This window comes from Mesorhizobium sp. M0306, assembly GCF_040321655.1.
Classification (GTDB): Bacteria; Pseudomonadota; Alphaproteobacteria; order Rhizobiales; family Rhizobiaceae; genus Mesorhizobium.
The window spans coordinates 25031-42434 of sequence record NZ_JAMYRY010000035.1; the positions used below are offsets into that span (position 1 = coordinate 25031).

At 62.2% G+C, this 17404-nt stretch carries 14 protein-coding genes and 1 pseudogene; 4 read left to right on the plus strand and 11 right to left on the minus strand.

Annotation, left to right across the window (positions count from 1 at the left end; all coding sequences use genetic code 11):
* Window positions 1–194: 194 nt before the first annotated feature.
* The 11 genes and pseudogenes from NKI95_RS29725 to NKI95_RS29775 form a co-directional block, all read right to left on the minus strand.
* Complete coding sequence (locus NKI95_RS29725) at window positions 195–1121, minus strand: LysR family transcriptional regulator (protein ID WP_352721287.1); 927 nt, start codon at window positions 1119–1121, stop codon at window positions 195–197.
* A gap of 60 nt (window positions 1122–1181) precedes the next feature.
* Window positions 1182–2096: pseudogene (locus NKI95_RS29730) on the minus strand (SMP-30/gluconolactonase/LRE family protein).
* A 12-nt stretch (window positions 2097–2108) separates the two neighbouring features.
* On the minus strand, window positions 2109–3611 hold the full coding sequence (locus tag NKI95_RS29735) for an aldehyde dehydrogenase family protein (protein WP_352721289.1): 1503 nt from the start codon (window positions 3609–3611) through the stop codon (window positions 2109–2111).
* A gap of 27 nt (window positions 3612–3638) precedes the next feature.
* The gene (locus NKI95_RS29740) at window positions 3639–5138 is read right to left on the minus strand and encodes an aldehyde dehydrogenase (RefSeq protein ID WP_502909280.1); all 1500 of its coding nucleotides are present in this window, start codon (window positions 5136–5138) and stop codon (window positions 3639–3641) included.
* The gene (gene pcaC, locus NKI95_RS29745) at window positions 5135–5512 is read right to left on the minus strand and encodes a 4-carboxymuconolactone decarboxylase (RefSeq protein WP_352721290.1); all 378 of its coding nucleotides are present in this window, start codon (window positions 5510–5512) and stop codon (window positions 5135–5137) included. The genes NKI95_RS29740 and pcaC overlap by 4 nt, the downstream gene beginning before the upstream one ends.
* Window positions 5513–5541: 29 nt before the next feature.
* Window positions 5542–5949, minus strand: coding sequence for a hypothetical protein (locus tag NKI95_RS29750; protein WP_352721291.1), 408 nt, complete (start codon window positions 5947–5949; stop codon window positions 5542–5544).
* Window position 5950: 1 nt separating this feature from the next.
* A complete protein-coding gene (locus NKI95_RS29755; RefSeq protein WP_352721292.1) occupies window positions 5951–7624 on the minus strand; it encodes a GMC family oxidoreductase in 1674 nt (557 codons plus the stop codon).
* A 37-nt stretch (window positions 7625–7661) separates the two neighbouring features.
* The gene (locus NKI95_RS29760) at window positions 7662–8630 is read right to left on the minus strand and encodes an ABC transporter permease (protein WP_352721294.1); all 969 of its coding nucleotides are present in this window, start codon (window positions 8628–8630) and stop codon (window positions 7662–7664) included.
* Window positions 8631–8632: 2 nt separating this feature from the next.
* Window positions 8633–9583 carry an ABC transporter permease gene (locus NKI95_RS29765; protein ID WP_352721296.1) on the minus strand — a complete coding sequence of 317 codons (951 nt, stop codon included), beginning with the start codon at window positions 9581–9583 and terminating at the stop codon, window positions 8633–8635.
* Window positions 9580–11121, minus strand: a complete 1542-nt coding sequence (locus NKI95_RS29770) for a sugar ABC transporter ATP-binding protein (protein WP_352721298.1) — start codon at window positions 11119–11121, stop codon at window positions 9580–9582. Before NKI95_RS29770 ends, NKI95_RS29765 begins: the two co-directional genes overlap by 4 nt.
* Before the next feature lie 72 nt (window positions 11122–11193).
* A complete protein-coding gene (locus NKI95_RS29775; RefSeq protein ID WP_352721300.1) occupies window positions 11194–12405 on the minus strand; it encodes a substrate-binding domain-containing protein in 1212 nt (403 codons plus the stop codon).
* A gap of 312 nt (window positions 12406–12717) precedes the next feature.
* On the opposite strand from NKI95_RS29775, the gene NKI95_RS29780 reads away from it, so the two are divergent.
* The 4 genes from NKI95_RS29780 (at window position 12718) to NKI95_RS29795 (ending at window position 17404) form a co-directional block, all read left to right on the plus strand.
* On the plus strand, window positions 12718–13482 hold the full coding sequence (locus NKI95_RS29780) for an electron transfer flavoprotein subunit beta/FixA family protein (RefSeq protein ID WP_352721302.1): 765 nt from the start codon (window positions 12718–12720) through the stop codon (window positions 13480–13482).
* Window positions 13483–13485: 3 nt separating this feature from the next.
* Window positions 13486–14454, plus strand: a complete 969-nt coding sequence (locus tag NKI95_RS29785) for an electron transfer flavoprotein subunit alpha/FixB family protein (protein ID WP_352721304.1) — start codon at window positions 13486–13488, stop codon at window positions 14452–14454.
* 1 nt (window position 14455) lies between these two features.
* Window positions 14456–16411: a heterodisulfide reductase-related iron-sulfur binding cluster gene (locus NKI95_RS29790; protein ID WP_352721306.1), complete on the plus strand. Its 1956-nt coding sequence runs from the start codon at window positions 14456–14458 to the stop codon at window positions 16409–16411.
* A 69-nt stretch (window positions 16412–16480) separates the two neighbouring features.
* A complete protein-coding gene (locus NKI95_RS29795) occupies window positions 16481–17404 on the plus strand; it encodes an NAD(P)-dependent oxidoreductase (protein WP_352721307.1) in 924 nt (307 codons plus the stop codon).

Below are 17404 nucleotides of genomic sequence, written 5' to 3' on the forward strand. Positions count from 1 at the left end.
GACAAATCGGTAAAAAAGCAGACATCTCTATGCTAAACATCGCAAGAGACATATGGACCCGCTGAATACGTCAGGCTCACGCAGCCATCGAATCGACGAACAATGCTAACCGAACGTCGCCGTTGCAGTCGAGGCTCCTATCTGCACCATCGCCGATCGACCGAGGGTGACGCAAGTCCGAGCCCATCGGTTGTTCAAGATGGCGTCAATGGCTTCCAGATGTGGGTGGAAATGATGTCCCGCAGCTCCGTGCGCACCGCACGGAAGAGTGGGCGAAAGTTCGAGGACATCGGTCGGTGCGAGGAGGTCGCGAGGATCAGCTGTCGGGTAATCGGCGGGTCGAATGGCCAGACCTCGAGGCGGCCAGCCTCAACGAGGAGATGGACCGACGCATAGGGCAGAACCGTGTAGCCGGCTCCCTCCTCCACCAGGAGCAGGGTCGAAGGCATGGCCTCAAGCTCCATCTCGACGCGCGGATAGATGCCATGCTCAGCCAATGTGTTGTCGATAAGCCGCCGCAGCCCGTGCGGGCGGCTGGGCAGGATCATCGGCAGTTCGGCGAAGATGTTGAGGCCAACCGGACAGCGCGGCAGCACGCGCTCGTGCAAGGCCGGTCCGATCAGGTACAGTTCGTCATCGGCCAGCGGTTCGGTCAGCACGGAAGGATGGTTCGGCGAATTGTAAAGCACGGCGGCATCGATGCGGCCGGCAATCAGCCATTCCAGGATATGACCACTGAAGCCTTCGATCACCTGCAGCGCGACATTGGGAAACTCGTTCTTGATCTTCTTGACCAGCGGCACCGTCAGCACGGTACCGACCGAGGGCGGCACGGCAAGCACCAACTTCCCCTTCGGCGAGGATTTGAGGTTGGACACCGCATTCTGCGCCAGCCGCATCCGCTCGACGATCTCGTCGGCATGGGCCTTCAGAAGCCCGCCCGCCTCGGTCAGCACCACACCGCGGCCGTTGCGATAGAACAGCTCGACGCCGAGCTCCTCCTCAAGCCCACGAATATGGCGCGTGACCATCGGCTGGGTGACGTTGAGGTCGAGCGCGGCCTTCGAGAAGCTGCCCGCCGCACCAACGGCGATGAATACCTGTAGCTGCTTCGTGTCCAACTCTCACCCATCTGGCCATCCGCTGCGGCAAAGCTTTCAGGAATTTTCCGTGGTGTCTTCTTACTTCCCGAATGGAAATCTCAGGCCTCGGACATTCAGGAAGACTGCATAGACCGAAGTCGTCGCCGTGATGAACAGCCGATTGTTGCGCGGCCCGCCGAACGCCACATTCGCAACCATTTCAGGCACTTGAATCTTTCCGATCAGCTCGCCATCCGCTGTATGGCACTGGACGCCGTCCCAGGCGCTGATCCAGAGATTGCCCACGACATCGATGCGGAAGCCATCCGGTATGCCCGGAGAAATCTCGGCGAACACGCGGGAATTTATCAGTTTTTCGCCCTCCACGTCAAACAACCTGACGTGGTGAGGCGCATTGCCGTCAGTGAGAAATCCGGAGTCCGAAATATAGAGCTGTTTTTCGTCTGCCGAGAACGCAAGCCCGTTCGGCATGAAGAAATCGTCGGCGACGACGGTGACCTTTCCCGATAGCGGCTCGATCCGATAGACGCGGCAGCCCGGCTGTTCCTGAAGGCTCCTGCGACCAACATAGTCGGAGATGATCCCGTAATTCGGATCGGTGAACCAGATGCTGCCGTCCGACTTCACCACCACGTCGTTCGGCGAGTTCAGCCGCTTGCCGTCGAACGCATCGGCCAGCACCGTGACCGAGCCATCCCATTCGGTGCGCACAACCTGGCGCTCGCCCTGCATGCAGGTGACGAGCCGCCCTTCCCGGTCGCGCGTATTGCCGTTCGGATTGGCGATGTTGCCGCGAAAGAGAGACACTGCGCCAGTTTATTCATCCCAGCGCAGCATGCGGTCATTGGGAATGTCGCTCCACACCAGCGACCGGTGGTCGGCGAAATAGACCGGCCCCTCCGTCCAGCGATTCCCCGTATGGATGGTTTCGAGGAAAGCGACAGGATCGATCAGATCGCCGAACCTCGCATCGATGATCTCATAACAGGACATCGACGGTCTCGCTTACGGCAGGCGGATGGCGACGGTCTTGGTCTCGGTGTAGAGTTGGAGCGCCTGCTCGCCGAGTTCGCGCCCCCAGCCGGATTGCTTGAAACCGCCGAAAGGCATGGTGACGTCGTTGAAGTTGTGGCAGTTGATCCAGACCGTGCCCGACTTGATCTTCGCGGCCAACCGGTGCGCGGCACCGAGATTGTTGGTCCAGATCGAGGCGGCCAAGCCATATTCCGTGTCGTTGGCGTCCCTGGCGAGTTGATCTAGGTCCTCATCGTCGAAGGGCATCGCACAGGCCACGGGCCCGAATATTTCTTCGCGGATGACCGACATGTCAGGCCGCGTGTTGGCAATTAGGGTTGGCTTGACGAAATAGCCCACCTCGCCGGCGCGTGCACCGCCGGTGACGATCTCGGCGCCGTCGGATCTGCCTTCCCAGATCAGCCGCGTGATGCGTTCCATCTGCTGCTGCGAGACGACGGGGCCAAGTTCGGTCGAGGGGTCAAGCCCGGCGCCGAGCTTCAGCCTCTCGGCACGCTCGGCGACGCCGGACATCACCTTGTCGTAAATCTTCTTGTGAACGAAGAAGCGCGTTCCCGCACCGCAACTCTGGCCGGCATTGAAGAACGCGGCGCTGGAAGCGCCTGCCACCGCCATTTCGATATCGGCATCGGCAAGCACGATGGTCGGCGCCTTGCCGCCGAGTTCGAGACTGACCTTCTTGAGATTGCCTGTCGCCGCGCGCGCGATCAGCCGGCCGACTTCGGTCGAACCGGTGAAAGCGATCTTGTCGATATCCGGATGGGCCGACATCGGAGCGCCAACGGCCTCGCCAAAACCTGTCAAAATGTTGACCACGCCTTCCGGGAATCCGGCTTCCTGGACCAGCCTGCCGAAATAGAGCGCGCCGAGCGGCGTCTGCTCTGCCGGTTTCAGGATGATCGTGCAGCCGGCCGCCAATGCCGGCGCCACCTTCCAGGCCAGCATGGCGAGCGGAAAGTTCCATGGAATGATCTGGCCGACCACGCCGGCCGGTTCGCGGCGCGTGTAGGCATGCCAGTCGCCCGGCGCATTGATGGTCATGGCCTCGCCGTTGATCTTGGTCGCCCAACCGGCGTAGTAGCGGAAGGTCTCGGCGGTAAACGGCACCTCGCCATTCCTGGAATCGCCGATCGGCTTGCCGCTTTCGTAGGAGTTGAGTGTCGCCAGCATGTCGAGATTGGCGTCGATGAGATCGGCCAGCTTCCAGATCAGCTTGGCGCGCTGGGCCGGCACCATTTTCGACCATGGACCGTCGAGCGCCTTGCGCGCCGCCTTGACCGCGAGATCGACGTCGGCCCTGTCGCCCGCCGGCACCGCAGCGATGACCTGGCCGTTCGACGGATCGACCACGTCGAGCGTCTTTCCAGAATTTGCCGGCAGCCATTCATTGCCGACCAACATCGCGTGCCTACCGCCCACGAACTTGGCCACCTCGGGATCGAGTTGCGGCACGGCGTCGAAACGTATGGCCATGGCTTTCTCCTCGAAGGTCGTGTCCGATCAGCGCTGAACGAACGGCGCCGGAATGGAATTCCCGCCGTCGATCCAGACACTTTTTTCCTGGAGATATTCGTAGATGGCGGTCTGGCCGTTCTCCCGCCCGAAGCCCGACTGCTTGTAGCCGCCGAAGGGCGAGAGATAGCTGGTCGCACGATACATGTTGACCCATATGCTGCCGGCTTCGAGCCGTTCAGGCAGGCGGATCGCGCGGCCGAGATCCTGCGTCCACAGACCGGCCGCGAGGCCGTAAATGCTGTCATTGGCGATCGCCACCGCCTCGTCCTCATCCTCGAACGGAATGATCGAGAGCACCGGTCCGAAGACTTCTTCCTGCGCGATGCGCATGGACTGCTTGACGTTGCCGAAGATCGTCGGCTCGACGAACCAGCCGTCGGCGATCGACTCGTCCTCGGGCACCTTGCCGCCCAGCAATTGCGTTGCACCCTCGCCATTGGCGATGCCGATATAGTCGAGCACCTTCTTACGCTGCGGCAGCGTCGTGATCGGACCGACCTGCGTTTCGGGATCGAGCGGATCGCCAATCTTCGCGGTCCTTGCGAACTCGACCAGTTTTTCCGTCACCTGGTCATAGACGGAGCGCTGCACGAGCGCGCGCGAGCCGGCGATGCAGGTCTGCCCCGTCGCTGCGAAGATGCCGGAAACGAGGCCGGGTATGGCCGCTTCCATCTTGGCGTCGGCGAAGACGATGTTGGCGGATTTACCGCCGAGCTCCAGCGTCACCTTCTTCAGCCCACCTGCGGCCGATTGATAGACGCGGCGGCCGGTGGCGTCGCCGCCGGTGAAGGCCACTTTCGCGACATCGGGATGCGTGACCAGCCGGTCGCCGATCTCGTTGCCGAAGCCGGTTATGATGTTGACGACGCCCTTGGGAAAGCCGGCTTTTTCGAAGAGCTGGCCGAAGAACAGCGCCGAGACAGAGGAGAATTCCGATGGCTTCCAGACGATCGTGTTGCCGGCGGCAAGTGCTGGAGCCAGCTTCCAGGTCGCCAACATCAGCGGCGAATTCCACGGCGTGATCGCGGCTACGACCCCGAGCGGTTCCTGGCGCGTGTAGTTGAACACGCCCGGCTTGTCGATCGGGATAACACGCCCCTCGATCTTGTCGGCAAGGCCGCCAAAGAAGCGGAACCATTGCGGAATATATTTGCACTGCATCCGCATTTCATTGATCAGCTTGCCATTGTCGCGGGTTTCGAGAATGGCCAGATTTTCGGCTTCCTCGGCGACCAGATCGGCAAAGCGCGCCATGATCTGTCCGCGCGCGCTCGGGCTCATTTTGCGCCATTCGCCGCGGAAGGCGTCGACGGCGGCCTGAACGGCCGCGTCGACATCGGCAACCCCGGCGCGCGGAACCAGCGCCCAGGCCTTGCCGGTGAAGGGATCGAAGGATTCGAAACGATCACCCGATGCCGAGGCGACCAAGCGCCCGCCGACCAGCATCGAAAGTTTTTCCGCGGCGAGCGGCGGGCGCGTCGTCATGCCTGGGCTTCCTGCATGGCCTCGCGGGCGAGCCGGAAGGCATCGACCCCTGCCGGCACGCCGGCATAGATCGCTACCTGCAGCAGCACCTCGCGGATCTCATCCTTGGTGACGCCGTTGCGAAGCGCGCCCTTCACATGCATTTTCAGCTCGTGTGGCCGGTTGAGCGCAGCCAGCATGGCAAGATTCAGCATGCTGCGCGTCTTCTTGTCGAGCGTATCGCGGCCCCATACGGCGCCCCAGCAATACTCCGTCACCAGTTCCTGCATCGGTCGATTGAAATCATCGGCGCTGGCAAAGGATTTCTCGACGAACTCCGCGCCCAGAACCGATTTGCGGATCTCAAAACCCTTGTCGAATACGTCCTTGCCCATTTGGGTAGTCCTTTCCTGTTTGGTGGAGGTCAGAGGCCGGGGGTCGGCCGATATTTGCGGCCACGCGCAATCACATGACCGAGCGAACCATTGGTCAGATAGATCTGCGTTGCCTTGGAATCATACTGGACATTTTCCTGCCCGGGATAGCCGATCAGTTCACGCACGCGGGGGTTCATGTAATAGGTGGCGATGGCAATGGTGGTGATCGCGGAGAAGGCTTCGCCGTCTTGCCTGTTGATTTTTTCCAGATGTGCCTCCGCGCCGGTGGACGGATCTATGGCGATGGCACGGGCAAAGGCCTCCTTGAGATCGATGCGGAAATCGAGGGATTTCTCGACGTCCGCGTACGTGCAGACATCGCTGAATTTCGGCATCTTGCCATGCGCCGGGATCAGAAAATCGGCGAGCGCGAAAAAGACTTGTTCCTTCGCCATTTCAGGCCACCTTCTGATTGCGGCGCTCGGCAATCATGCGCTGCGTATTGCGCAACGCAACGGCCATGATGGTCGCCGTCGGATTGGTGGCGCCCGAGGTCGGGAAGGTCGAGGCGTCCATGACATAGAGGTTCGGCACGTCATGGCAGGCGCCCCATTGATCGACGACGGAGCGCTTGGGGTCGTCGCCCATGACGGTTGTGCCGATCAGGTGCCAGCCGGATTCGCGCACCGGTGTCGAAACCAGCGTCTCGATGGCCCCGGCGGCACGCACTGATTCCAGGCAACGGTCGATATTGAACTGCAACAGCCGGTTGGAATTCTCGTTGACCTTGTAGACGATCTGCGGTGCCGGCAGGCCATCGGAATCCACCAGATCCTTCGACAGCACCACTTGGTTGCTCTCCTCCGGCAGGTCTTCGCCGACGATTCCCCAGATCAGCGAATGGCCGAAGCGGCGGGCAACGTTCTCATGCAGTTTGGCGCCCCAGAAATCCTGGAAGCGGCCTTCCTCGGCGACATAGACCTTCGAGCCGGTCGCACCGGACACGCCGACCGGTCCGCCCGACGGCATGCAGTTCCATTTTGAGCCGCGCACGAAGCCGCGGCTTTCGTCCGTCTCGTAGAATTCCAGCGAATAGACCTGCTGACCGAAGGGGCCACGCCAGGAATCAAGCGGATCCTCGTAGGAGGCGAGCACGCTTGCGAAGGGATGCATCATCAACCGCTTGCCGACCATGCCCGAGGAATTGGCGAGCCCGTCCGGATTCCTGGAGCCACCCGACATCAGCAGCAGCCGCGGCGTGCCGACGCCATTGGCGCACAGGATGACGACCTTGGCGCGCTGGCGCCGCTCGCGCCCATTGGCGTCGATATAGACGACGCCGGTGGCGAGCCCCTGGTCGTTGGTCTCGACCTCCTTCACCCGTGCACGGGTGATCAGCCGCGCGCCGGCCTTCAACGCCAAGGGCCAATGCGAGCGGTCGGTCGTCGACTTCGCCCCCTCGGGGCAGCCGGTAAGGCAGGTGCCACGGCGCACGCATGGATTGAGCTCACCGAACTTCTCCGACGGGATTGCATTGCTTCCCGGCCACCAGTGCCAGCCCATCTTCTCCATGCCGAGCGCGCCGCGCAGGCCGACGGACCCCATCGGCAGCGCCGGAAAGGGATAGGCGCCGCGCGGCGGAAAGGCCGGATCGCCGGATAGGCCTGAGACCCCCACTTCGCGCTCAATCTCGAGCTGATAGGGCAAGAGGTCCTCATAGCTGAAGGGCCAGTCCTCGGCCACGCCGTCCATCGAGCGTACCCGGAAATCGGACGGCAGGAAATGCATCCACTGCGCGCCATAGAGCGTGGCGCTGCCGCCGACGCCGGCGAACATCAGCGGATTTATATCCGTCGTGGACGTATCGACGGGGTAGTCGTTCGGGTTGTCGCGAACATTCGGATTGGGATGCCAGAGCTTGGTGCTGACCAGCTCGTGTTCCGGGCGGGCGCCGGTGTAGTCGTCATAGTTCGGCCACTCGCCCTGTTCCAGCACGACCACGGAAATGCCGGCGCGCGCCAGATGAAGTGCTGCGACCGAGCCGGACGGGCCGGCGCCGACGATCACCACATCCACTTCTTCGTCGCGTCCCGGCCGTGCATTGCGTTGCGCCAGAATTTCAACCGTCATTCTCTTCCTCCCTCGAGGTCCATCAACCGCATGACGCTCAGGCGAGCCGTGTCCGGTAAAAGGCCGCGGCGCCGATGATGATGATGCCTTTGATGATGAGCTGCATCTCGATCGGAAAACCGAGCAGCAGCACCAGGTTGTTGATCACGACCAGCACGGCCACACCGAGCAGCGCGGCAAAGACATTGCCGCGGCCGCCGGAAAGCGCGACCCCGCCCATCACCGCCGCGACGATCGAATCCAGTTCGTAGCCTTGCCCGACCCAGTTCGACACGGTGCCGACATAGCCGAGCAGGAAGAGCCCGCCTATGCCGGCGCAGACTGAGCATATGACGTAGCAGAGGATCACGACGCGGTCGGGCGCGACTCCATTGAGGAACGCGGCTTTCGGATTGCTGCCCACCATGAATATTTCCCGGCCGAGGCGCGACCGGTGCAGCACGATGCCGAAGGCAGTCGCCAGGAATGCCAGCGTGATCAGATTGACGGGAATGCCAAGGATGCGTCCGGAGGCCAGAAAGCCCATGCCGGGCGGCAGCGTGCTGATCGGCGCGCCGCCAGTGTAGGCGAAGCGTGCGCCTTGTAGGATGATCATCATTGCCAGCGTCGCGAGAAACGGGCTGACATTGCGCTTGGCCACCAGCCAGCCATTGATCAGGCCGACCACGGCCGACAGGGCAATCGCAGCGATGAAGATCAACGGGATCGCCTCGTTGGTCGTGGCTTTGAAGGCGGTCGCCAGCACGGCCACCGTCGCCATCAATGAGGCCACGGAAAGATCCAGTCCGCGCACCAGGATGACAAAGGTCTGGCCGACGACGACCATGCCAAGCGGTGCGGCGATCGTCAGCACATTGACCATGTTGGCCGGCCGCAGAAAGGTCGGTGAAGCGACAGCCGCAACGACCATCAGCGCGACCAGGAAGATCACCAGTCCGTAGCGCTCGAAGACGGACGACATGGAAATGCTTTGCGATCGCTGCATCGGGGTATCGAGAGGCGTCATCGCTATTTCCGCCTCGCGCTGTGAATGCCTACCGCGATGATGATGATGAGACCCTGAATGACCCACTGGTAGTAGGACGAGACATTCACGAAATTCAGCAGGCTGTTCAGCATGGTGACGAGCAGCACGCCAAGGAACGTGCCAAGCACGCCACCCCTGCCCCCGGCCAGGATGGTGCCCCCGACTACGACCGGCGTCACCGACTGCAGCGTCAGCGCGACGCCGATGCGTGGGTCGCCGACACCGGTTCGCGCGGTCAGGAAAATCGCCGCTATCCCGGCGCACAGGCCCGACAGCGCATAGGCGAGCACCACGATGCGATCGACGGGCAGGCCGTTCAGCCGCGCCGCTTCCCGATCGCCGCCGACGAAGTAGATGCTGCGGCCCGTGCGCGTCCGCTGCAGCGAAAGCCCGGCGAGCGCGAAGATCACGACCAGCACGAGGGCGCTGAACGGAATGCCGCCGACCTTTGCATAGGCAATATCCGCGAAGGCGCGCGGTACGGAGCCGCCGGGCTCCTTGCGGTACATCAGCGTTGCGCCGAAGATGATCGAGGACATGCCGAGCGTGACGATCAGGGGATGGACGCGCAGCACGATCGTCAGCAACCCGTTGAGCGCGCCGACAGCGGTGGCGGCGACCAATGCGAGCGGCAGTGCAAGCCAGACCAGATCAGGGCGCCATTCCAGGAAGTTCGCCAGAAAGACGGTGAGCGCACCGACCAGCGAACCGATCGCCAGATCGATGCCGCCCATCAGCACGACGAAAGTCTGGCCAAGGCTGACCGTGCCGAGCACAATGAGCTGCTGGAGCAGATTGCCGATGTTGCGCCAGGTCAGGAACCGGTCCGACAGCAAGCCGCCAGCGACGGCAAGCAGCACCAGCAGCACAGCCACGATCAGATAGGAAAGCATCAGCCGGTTGCGGCGAAGATCCATGACGATCGCGCTCATCCAACCGGCTCCGCATGCTGATCCATGTCCGCCTTGCGGTCCCCGACGGATCGCACGGCGAGATCCATGATCGGCTCCTCGCCAAGCGCATCGCCCTTGATTTCGCCGACGATATGGCCCTGCGCCATCACGAAGACCCTGTCGGAGAGCCCGACGATTTCGGGCAGTTCCGAGCTGATCATCAACACGCCGACGCCCGAATCCGCCAGCCGGCGCACGATTCGGTAGATCTCCACCTTGGCCCCGATATCGACGCCGCGCGTCGGTTCGTCGAGGATGAGCAGCCTGCTGGCGATCCGCGACCAGCGGCTGAACAGCACCTTCTGCTGATTGCCGCCCGAGAGATTGCCGATCTTCACGTCAGGCGACGGTGTCGCGACCGAAAAATCCTGGATCTGCCGCGTGGCCACCGCACGTTCTTGCTTACGGTCGATCAGCCCGCGTTTCGTTATGGCATCGAGATCGGGTGCCACGATGTTGGCGGAGATCGGCAGGCCGAGAAACAGGCCGTCGTCCTTGCGGCTCTCGGTCAGAAAACCGAGCCCATGGCCGATCGAACCCTTCGGAAGCTTTCTCTCGAATGGCTTGCCATCGAATTCGATCACGCCGCTCTCGACGGCGCGCGTGCCGAAGATGGCCTCGGCGACCTCCGTGCGTCCCGAGCCGACCATGCCGGCCACGCCGACGATTTCGCCAACCTTGACGTTAAGGCTGACGTCGCGGACGCGCGGACCAGCCCTTAAATTGCGAACGGTGAGTACATCCGGTCCGTCCGCCGGTGCGGTACGCCGCGACGGATAGATCTGGCTGAGCCGGCGACCGACCATTCTGGTGATCATCTCTTCACGCGTCAGCGCGCTTACCGGGCTCGTGCCGACGAGCTGGCCGTCCTTGAGGATCGTCACCCTGTCGGCGATCTCGAAGATCTCTTCGAGCCGATGGGAGACATAGACGATGCCGACGCCTTCGTTGCGCAGTCTGCGCATATTCTCGAACAAAAGATCGACCTCGCGGCCAGCGATGACCGCCGTCGGCTCGTCCAGAATGAGCAGCCGCACCTCGCCGACCAGGGCTTTCGCGATCTCGACCATTTGCTGATCGGCAAGCGGCAATTCGTCGATCTTGGCGTGGGTTGGAATATCGACGCCGAGCTGTGCGAGGATTTCAGCCGCACGGGCATGGCGGGCGCGGTTCGAAATGAGCCCCAGCAGCCCACGGGGCTGAGCATCGACCAGAATGTTTTCGGCAACCGAAAGCTCGGGAAAAAGCGCGAGCTCCTGGTGGATCACGTGGATGCCCGCCGCGCGCGCTTCCTTCGGCGACTGCCAGGAAACCGGCTTGCCGAGATAGGTGATGGTGCCGGAATTGGGTTTGGTCACGCCGCCCATGACGCGGATCAGCGTCGACTTGCCCGCGCCGTTCTCGCCCAGAAGCGCGTGGATCTCGCCTGGCTGGACGGCGAAATCAACCTTGTCCAGGGGTTTGACTCCAGGATAGTCCTTCTCGATCTGGTTGAGCTCAATTACAGACGCTGACATATCCGGCGCTCGAACTGTTCAATTCACGTCCGGTGCGCGCCAAGCTTGGCGCGCACCGGGTCGCTTGGGAGGCTACTTCGGATAGTCGGGATTGAATGTGCTCGGATTATAGCCGGCGGGCAGCCCGTTGCTTGGCGACAGATCGCCCGGATCGTCCATGCTGACGTGATCGAGCAGATGCCTATCGCCCTTGACCGAGACCGTATCGGCGCCCGGCGACGTGACGACCTGGAAGCTGACCTCGACCTTGTCCGGGACCGAAATACCCTTGAGCACGTCGAGCGCCGTCTCGATGCCGGTGATGCCCATCGATGTCGGATAGTCAATGCCGACCATCTTGATGTTGTGCTGGTTGGCCAGCTGATACATCCGGGCGACGTCGCCGCCGGTCATCGGCGGAAATTCGCCGTCCTTGTAGCCGGCATCAAGAAACGCCTCGATCGCGCCATAGCCCTGAAGCGCGCTGTCGGCCAGGACCCCGTTGATGTTCTTGCCGTGCTTCTGGATCAGCGCCGCCATCACCGACTTGCCGGTGGCCGGGTTCCAGTCGCAATACTGCTTCTCGAGCACCTTGATATTAGGGAATTTCGAGAACACTTCCTCGTTCGCCTTGATGCGGATTTCCGCCACGCTGGAACCGGCAATGCCTGGCAGCATGACAATATTGCCCTTGCCGCCGAGCGTCTCGCACAGCCACTGAGCCTCGAGACGGCCAAGCGCCCAATCGGACGCGGTGACGTAGGTGATGTAATTTGCGGCCGTCTTGACCTTGCGGTCGACCATGACGACGGGAATGCCCTGCTCCGTGGCGCGGCCGACCACGGAATCGAGCGCGTCTTCGGTCGAAGCCGCGATAAGCAGGATGTCAACGCCCTGGCTGATCAGATCCTGGATGTCGGCGATCTGCTTGGAAGGATCGTCATTGGCATCGGTGACCAGGAGATGAGCGATCTCGTCGCGGTGCTGGCCGGCGGACCAGAGGACGCCGTGCTGGAAGGCGACGCGCCAGGCATTCGAAATTGAGGCATTGGAGAAGCCGATCGTATAGGGACCGTCCTTCTTCCACTTCGATGTGTCGACCATGGTATTGGCATTAGGATTCCACATCCAGGTGCGCGGCGCGCCATAGTAGCCGGGTTTCGTTTCCGGCTCCGAAGCGACGGCTGCGCTGGTCTGGGCGAGCTGGATGGCCGGCGCGGCGGCCATGGCTGCCGCCACGGCCGGCATGCCTCGGATAAAGCTCTTACGCGAGATCCTGTGGTCTAATATGCTCTTTATTGACATTGGTTCCTCCTCCTGAACGCTCGACAGAGCGCTTAAAATTCTCCTCGTATTCGTGCACACGAGACAGTATAAACACACAATAGATGTTTATATCCCGGGCAAATCGCCCGACTATTTCCTGACAACCTCCAATTCAGGAAAATTCGATTGAAAGCGATTTGACGCAAATTAGCCGTCGATTACCCACGATCGTCAATCTGCCGTCTTGTAATAACTGCTATTACCTTTTTGCCCATTGGGAGCAGCGAAGAATGCGACTTATGTAGCAGCCGGTGCCGGGCGCTTGAGGTGCGTTCCGTCGGAGGAGAGGCCGTGAATATTCTTGTTGTCTTGCGCATGATCCCGGATTCCGCGGGCGAACTTCAGCTTGGCGAAGACGGGCGCAGCATCGATCGGGAATGGCTGGATTTCCAACTCAACGATTTCGACGATCACGCCCTCGAGGAAGCAATCCTGATCAAGGAGGCCGTCGGCGCGAAGGTGACTGCGGTCGCCGTCGGCGAAGGCGCCAGCCGGGTGCTGCAAATGGCTGCGGCGCGCGGCGCCGACGAGGTCGTCGCCCTTCAATCCGAAGAGGATGCCATGATCTCCTCGCGCGATATCGCGGCGTCCATTGCGTCGATGGCGCGGGTAAAATCCGCCGACCTTGTCCTGTGCGGCGTTCAATCGACGGAGGACATTTTCGGCCAGCTCGCACCCTATGTCGGCGCGCTGCTCGACTGGCCGCATGTTTCTGGCACCAACCGTATCGTTGCGAACGGCACCGTGCTTCGGGTCACGCAAGAGCGCGGCGCTGGTGTCGCCGTGACCTACGAGCTGGCCATGCCGGCGGTTCTGGGCGTCCAAACGGCGTCCAAGGCACCGCGCTACGTCTCCGGCAGCAAGCTCCGCGAGGCATCTAAGACGCCCATCGGCCGCGCCACGCCCGAATCGTCAGGCTTCGAGCGTTCCGCCGAGATCATCACATTGCGTCTGCCAGTCCAGGGCGGCTCCGGCGAGAACCTCGGCGGCAATGCGGAGACCGTCGCCGATCGCCTCGTCACCATCCTGACAGCCAAAGGCCTGGCAAGGAACTAAGCCATGAAATTGATTGCCTGCACGGAAGGCCGCTCCAGCAAGATCGAAGCCTTCTCACTTGAAATGATCGCCGCGGCGCGATCGCTCGGTCAGGCCGGGGACGAGGTCGTCGCCTTTTTCGCCGGCCGTGACGCGGAAGGCGCTTCCGCTTCCTTCGGTGCCGCCGATCGCCTAATAGTGGCCCGCGCCACAAAATCGGATGTTATTCCCGCCGAGACTTATGCTCGACTTCTACGCGACGTCATCACTGCCGAGAGCCCTGGTCTGGTCCTGGTTCCCTATTCGGCAAATGGACTGGACGTGGCAGCCGACATCGCGGCGCGAACCGGCTGGCCGCTCATCTCCTATGTCAATGAAATCAAGCGGCATGGTGAAAGCCTGACGATCGTCGCGCAGATGTATGGCGGCAAGATACTCGCCGAATGCGAAGTGCAGCTGCCCGCCATTCTGATGATCAACCCGGGGGCCTTCGCGGAGGCAGCGCCAGGCCCGATCGCCGCCGTGAGCGTGCAGACGATCGATGCCGACCCCGCGCTCACCAGCGGCAAGGTGAAGATGGTGGCCATCGACGTGCCGGATTATGCCGACGTCGATCTGACGACAGCCGAGAGGATCGTGTGCGTGGGCCGCGGCATCGGCGACGAGGCAAGCATCGACCTTGCCCGCAATCTGGCGACGATGCTGGGGGCGGAGATCGCCGGCAGCCGTCCTGTCGTCGACAATGGCTGGCTGCCTAAGCTGCGCCAGGTCGGCAAATCGGGCCAGAAGGTGAAGCCGAAACTCTATCTGGCGCTCGGCGTGTCCGGTGCGCCCGAACATCTCGAGGGCATGTCGCAGGCCGACCTCATCATTGCCGTCAACACCGATCCGAAGGCCCCCATCTTCAATGTCGCGCATTACGGCGCGACCTGTGACCTGTTCGATCTCGTCGCCAATCTGAGCGACAGGCTGCGGGCCGGCTCTGGCCGTTGAGATGGCGTCGACCCTGCCACTCTGGATCCTGGTCATCACAGCACTCGCGTTGACGGCCTGGCGCTCGCGCCGTTACGCGGTTGCTCTTGCCAATGCACCGGCAGCGGCCCGCTTCGACCGCCCGATGCTGCGTCTCCAGGGCGTGATGGTCGCCATCGGCATGCACCGGAAAATGCTCCGCAAGCCGCTTTCCGGCGTGCTTCACGCAATCATCTTCATTTCGTTCTTCGTGCTGTTCACCGCCACGATCGATGCCTTCGGCTCGCGGCTGTTTCCCGGGTTCTCACTTGCGCCTATCGGTGGCGAAACCTGGATTGCCGCTCTGCAGGATATCTTTTCGGTGCTGATGCTGGTCGGCGTCGGACTTGCACTCTATCAGCGTTACGTGCTGCGGCCTGCCCGTTTCGACGGCTCGAGCGGCAGTGATGCGGCAATCATCTATGTGTTGATCGTCCTGATCGTGGCGTCCCTGTTGCTTGAGGCGGCGGCACGCATAGTCGGTGGCGCCGACGGCTCGTGGCGGCCGGTCGCGTCGGCGCTGGCAGGACTGCTCGATCGTGCCGGCATGTCGGCACATGCGGGCGAAGAGCTGTTCTACTGGATTCACATAGGCGCCATTCTGGCGTTCCTTGTCTATATCCCCGGTTCGAAGCACCGGCACATGTTTCTTGCCGCGCCCAACATCTACTTCCGCAGCCTGGAACCGCGCGGCCTGGCGCCCGCGGTCCCGGAAGCGCGTGAGGCTCCAGGCATCGACAGCCTGGGACAGTTCGACTGGAAACAGCAGCTCGACCTTCTGTCCTGCACCGAATGCGGCCGTTGCCAATCGGTCTGTCCAGCCTATGCGGCCGGTCTGCCGCTCAGCCCGAAGTTGCTGATCACAGACATGCGCGATGCGCTTGCCGCGGGACCATCGGCGGCCCCGCTGGTCGGCGGCGTGATTTCCGAGGAGACGCTGTGGGCCTGCACCACCTGCCGGGCCTGCATGGAAGCATGCCCGGTCGAGATCGAGCATCTGCCCAAGATCATCGACATGCGCCGTCATCTGGTCGACGAAGGCCGTGTCGGCCCCGGTCTGCAGGAGGCGCTATCGAACCTGACCCGTCTCGGCAATTCCATGGGCAAGCCTTCCAAGATGCGGGCCCGCTGGACCAGGGAGCTCGGCTTTCCGGTCAAGGACGCGCGCAAGGAACCCGTCGACGTTCTGTGGTTCGTCGGAGACTACGCGTCCTACGATCCGCGCGTTCAGGAAATCACCCGCAAAGTTGCCGAACTACTGACCGCGGCTGGCGTCGATTTCGGCATTCTCTTCGATGCCGAGCGCAACAGCGGCAACGATGTGCGGCGTGCCGGCGAAGAAGGTCTGTTCGAGACGCTCGCTCAGTCCAACATCGATGAGATCAAGGCGTGCAGCTTCAACCGGATCATGACCACCGATCCGCATAGCCTGAATGCGCTGAAGAACGACTATCAGCATTTCGGCGCGGCGTTCGAGGTGCTGCACTATACGGCGCTGCTGACGGAACTCATCGCGGCTGGAAAACTCGACCTGCATGTCGCCGACGGCGCCAGGGTCACCTATCACGATCCCTGCTATCTTGGACGCTACAATGGCGGCTTCGATGCGCCGCGCGAGCTGATCCGCGCCGCCGGCTACACGCTTCACGACATGCCGCGCTGCCGCGAGAATTCCTTTTGTTGCGGCGCCGGCGGCGGCCGCATCTGGCAAGGCGACGACGGCGTGACCGAGCGGCCGAGCGAGAACCGCATCCGTGAAGCGCTGCGCCTGGGCGACGTCGCCTATTTCGTCGTCGCCTGCCCGAAGGACAAGGTGATGTACACCGCCGCGATCGATGCGCTCGGCGTGGCCGACAGATTGAAGGTCGTGGACATAGCGGAACTTCTGGTGCCGCGCACAAGCCAGGCGCTCGAAATGCCCATGGTGGAAACGACCTGACGGAATGCAATCCAAGAGATCGAGACCAAGCACCATGGGCAATAGGCCCCGACGAAGGAGAGAGCGATCATGTCGACCCTGAAAATCGGCTTTGTTGGCATCGGAAAAATGGGCACGCCGATGGCGACCCGTCTCATCAAGGCCGGCTACGAAGTGACTGTCTACGACGTCGACAGCAAAGCCGTTGCGGAGTTGACCAATGCGGGCGCGAAAGCCGCCGCCGGTGCGCGAGATGTTGCCGATGTTGCGGAGATCGTCTTTGCCAGCCTGCCCAGCCCGCAGATCCTGGAAAAGGTCGTGCTCGGCGAAAGCGGTATCGCCGAGGGCAAGGCGGTTCGCATCTTCATCGACATCTCGACGACGGGTCCGCGGACGGCCGCCAAGGTTGCCGAAGGCCTTTCAGCCAAGAACATCGCCATGATCGACGCGCCCGTCAGCGGAGGATTAAAAGGCGCGCGCAATGGCACACTCGCCGTCATGGTGTCGGGGCCGAAGGCTGCCTTCGATACGGTGAGGCCGGTGATCGAAAATTTCGGCCGGATATTCTTCATGGGCGAAGTTCAGGGCTCCGCCCAGACCATGAAGCTTGCCAATAACCTGCTTGCGGCGGCGGCACTTGCTGTCTCCTCCGAGGCAGTGGTGATGGGCGTCAAGGCGGGCCTCGATCCGAAGGTCATGATCGACGTCATCAATGCCTCCAGCGGCCGCAACAGTGCCACCGAGGACAAGTTCCCGAAATCCGTGCTGCCGCGCACCTTCGATTTCGGCTTCGCGACCGGCCTGTCGTTCAAGGATGTGCGCCTGTGTGTGGACGAGGCGGAGGCAATGGGCGTGCCGATGGTGGTAGGCAGCGCCGTGCGCCAGTTGCTGAGCGTGACGAACCAAATCTACGGACCCGACTCCGATTTCACTTGCATGGTCAAGACCGTCGAGACATGGGCGCATGTGGAGGTCGGCTCGGCCGAGCCCACCGATGTCGCCAAGGCAAGCTGA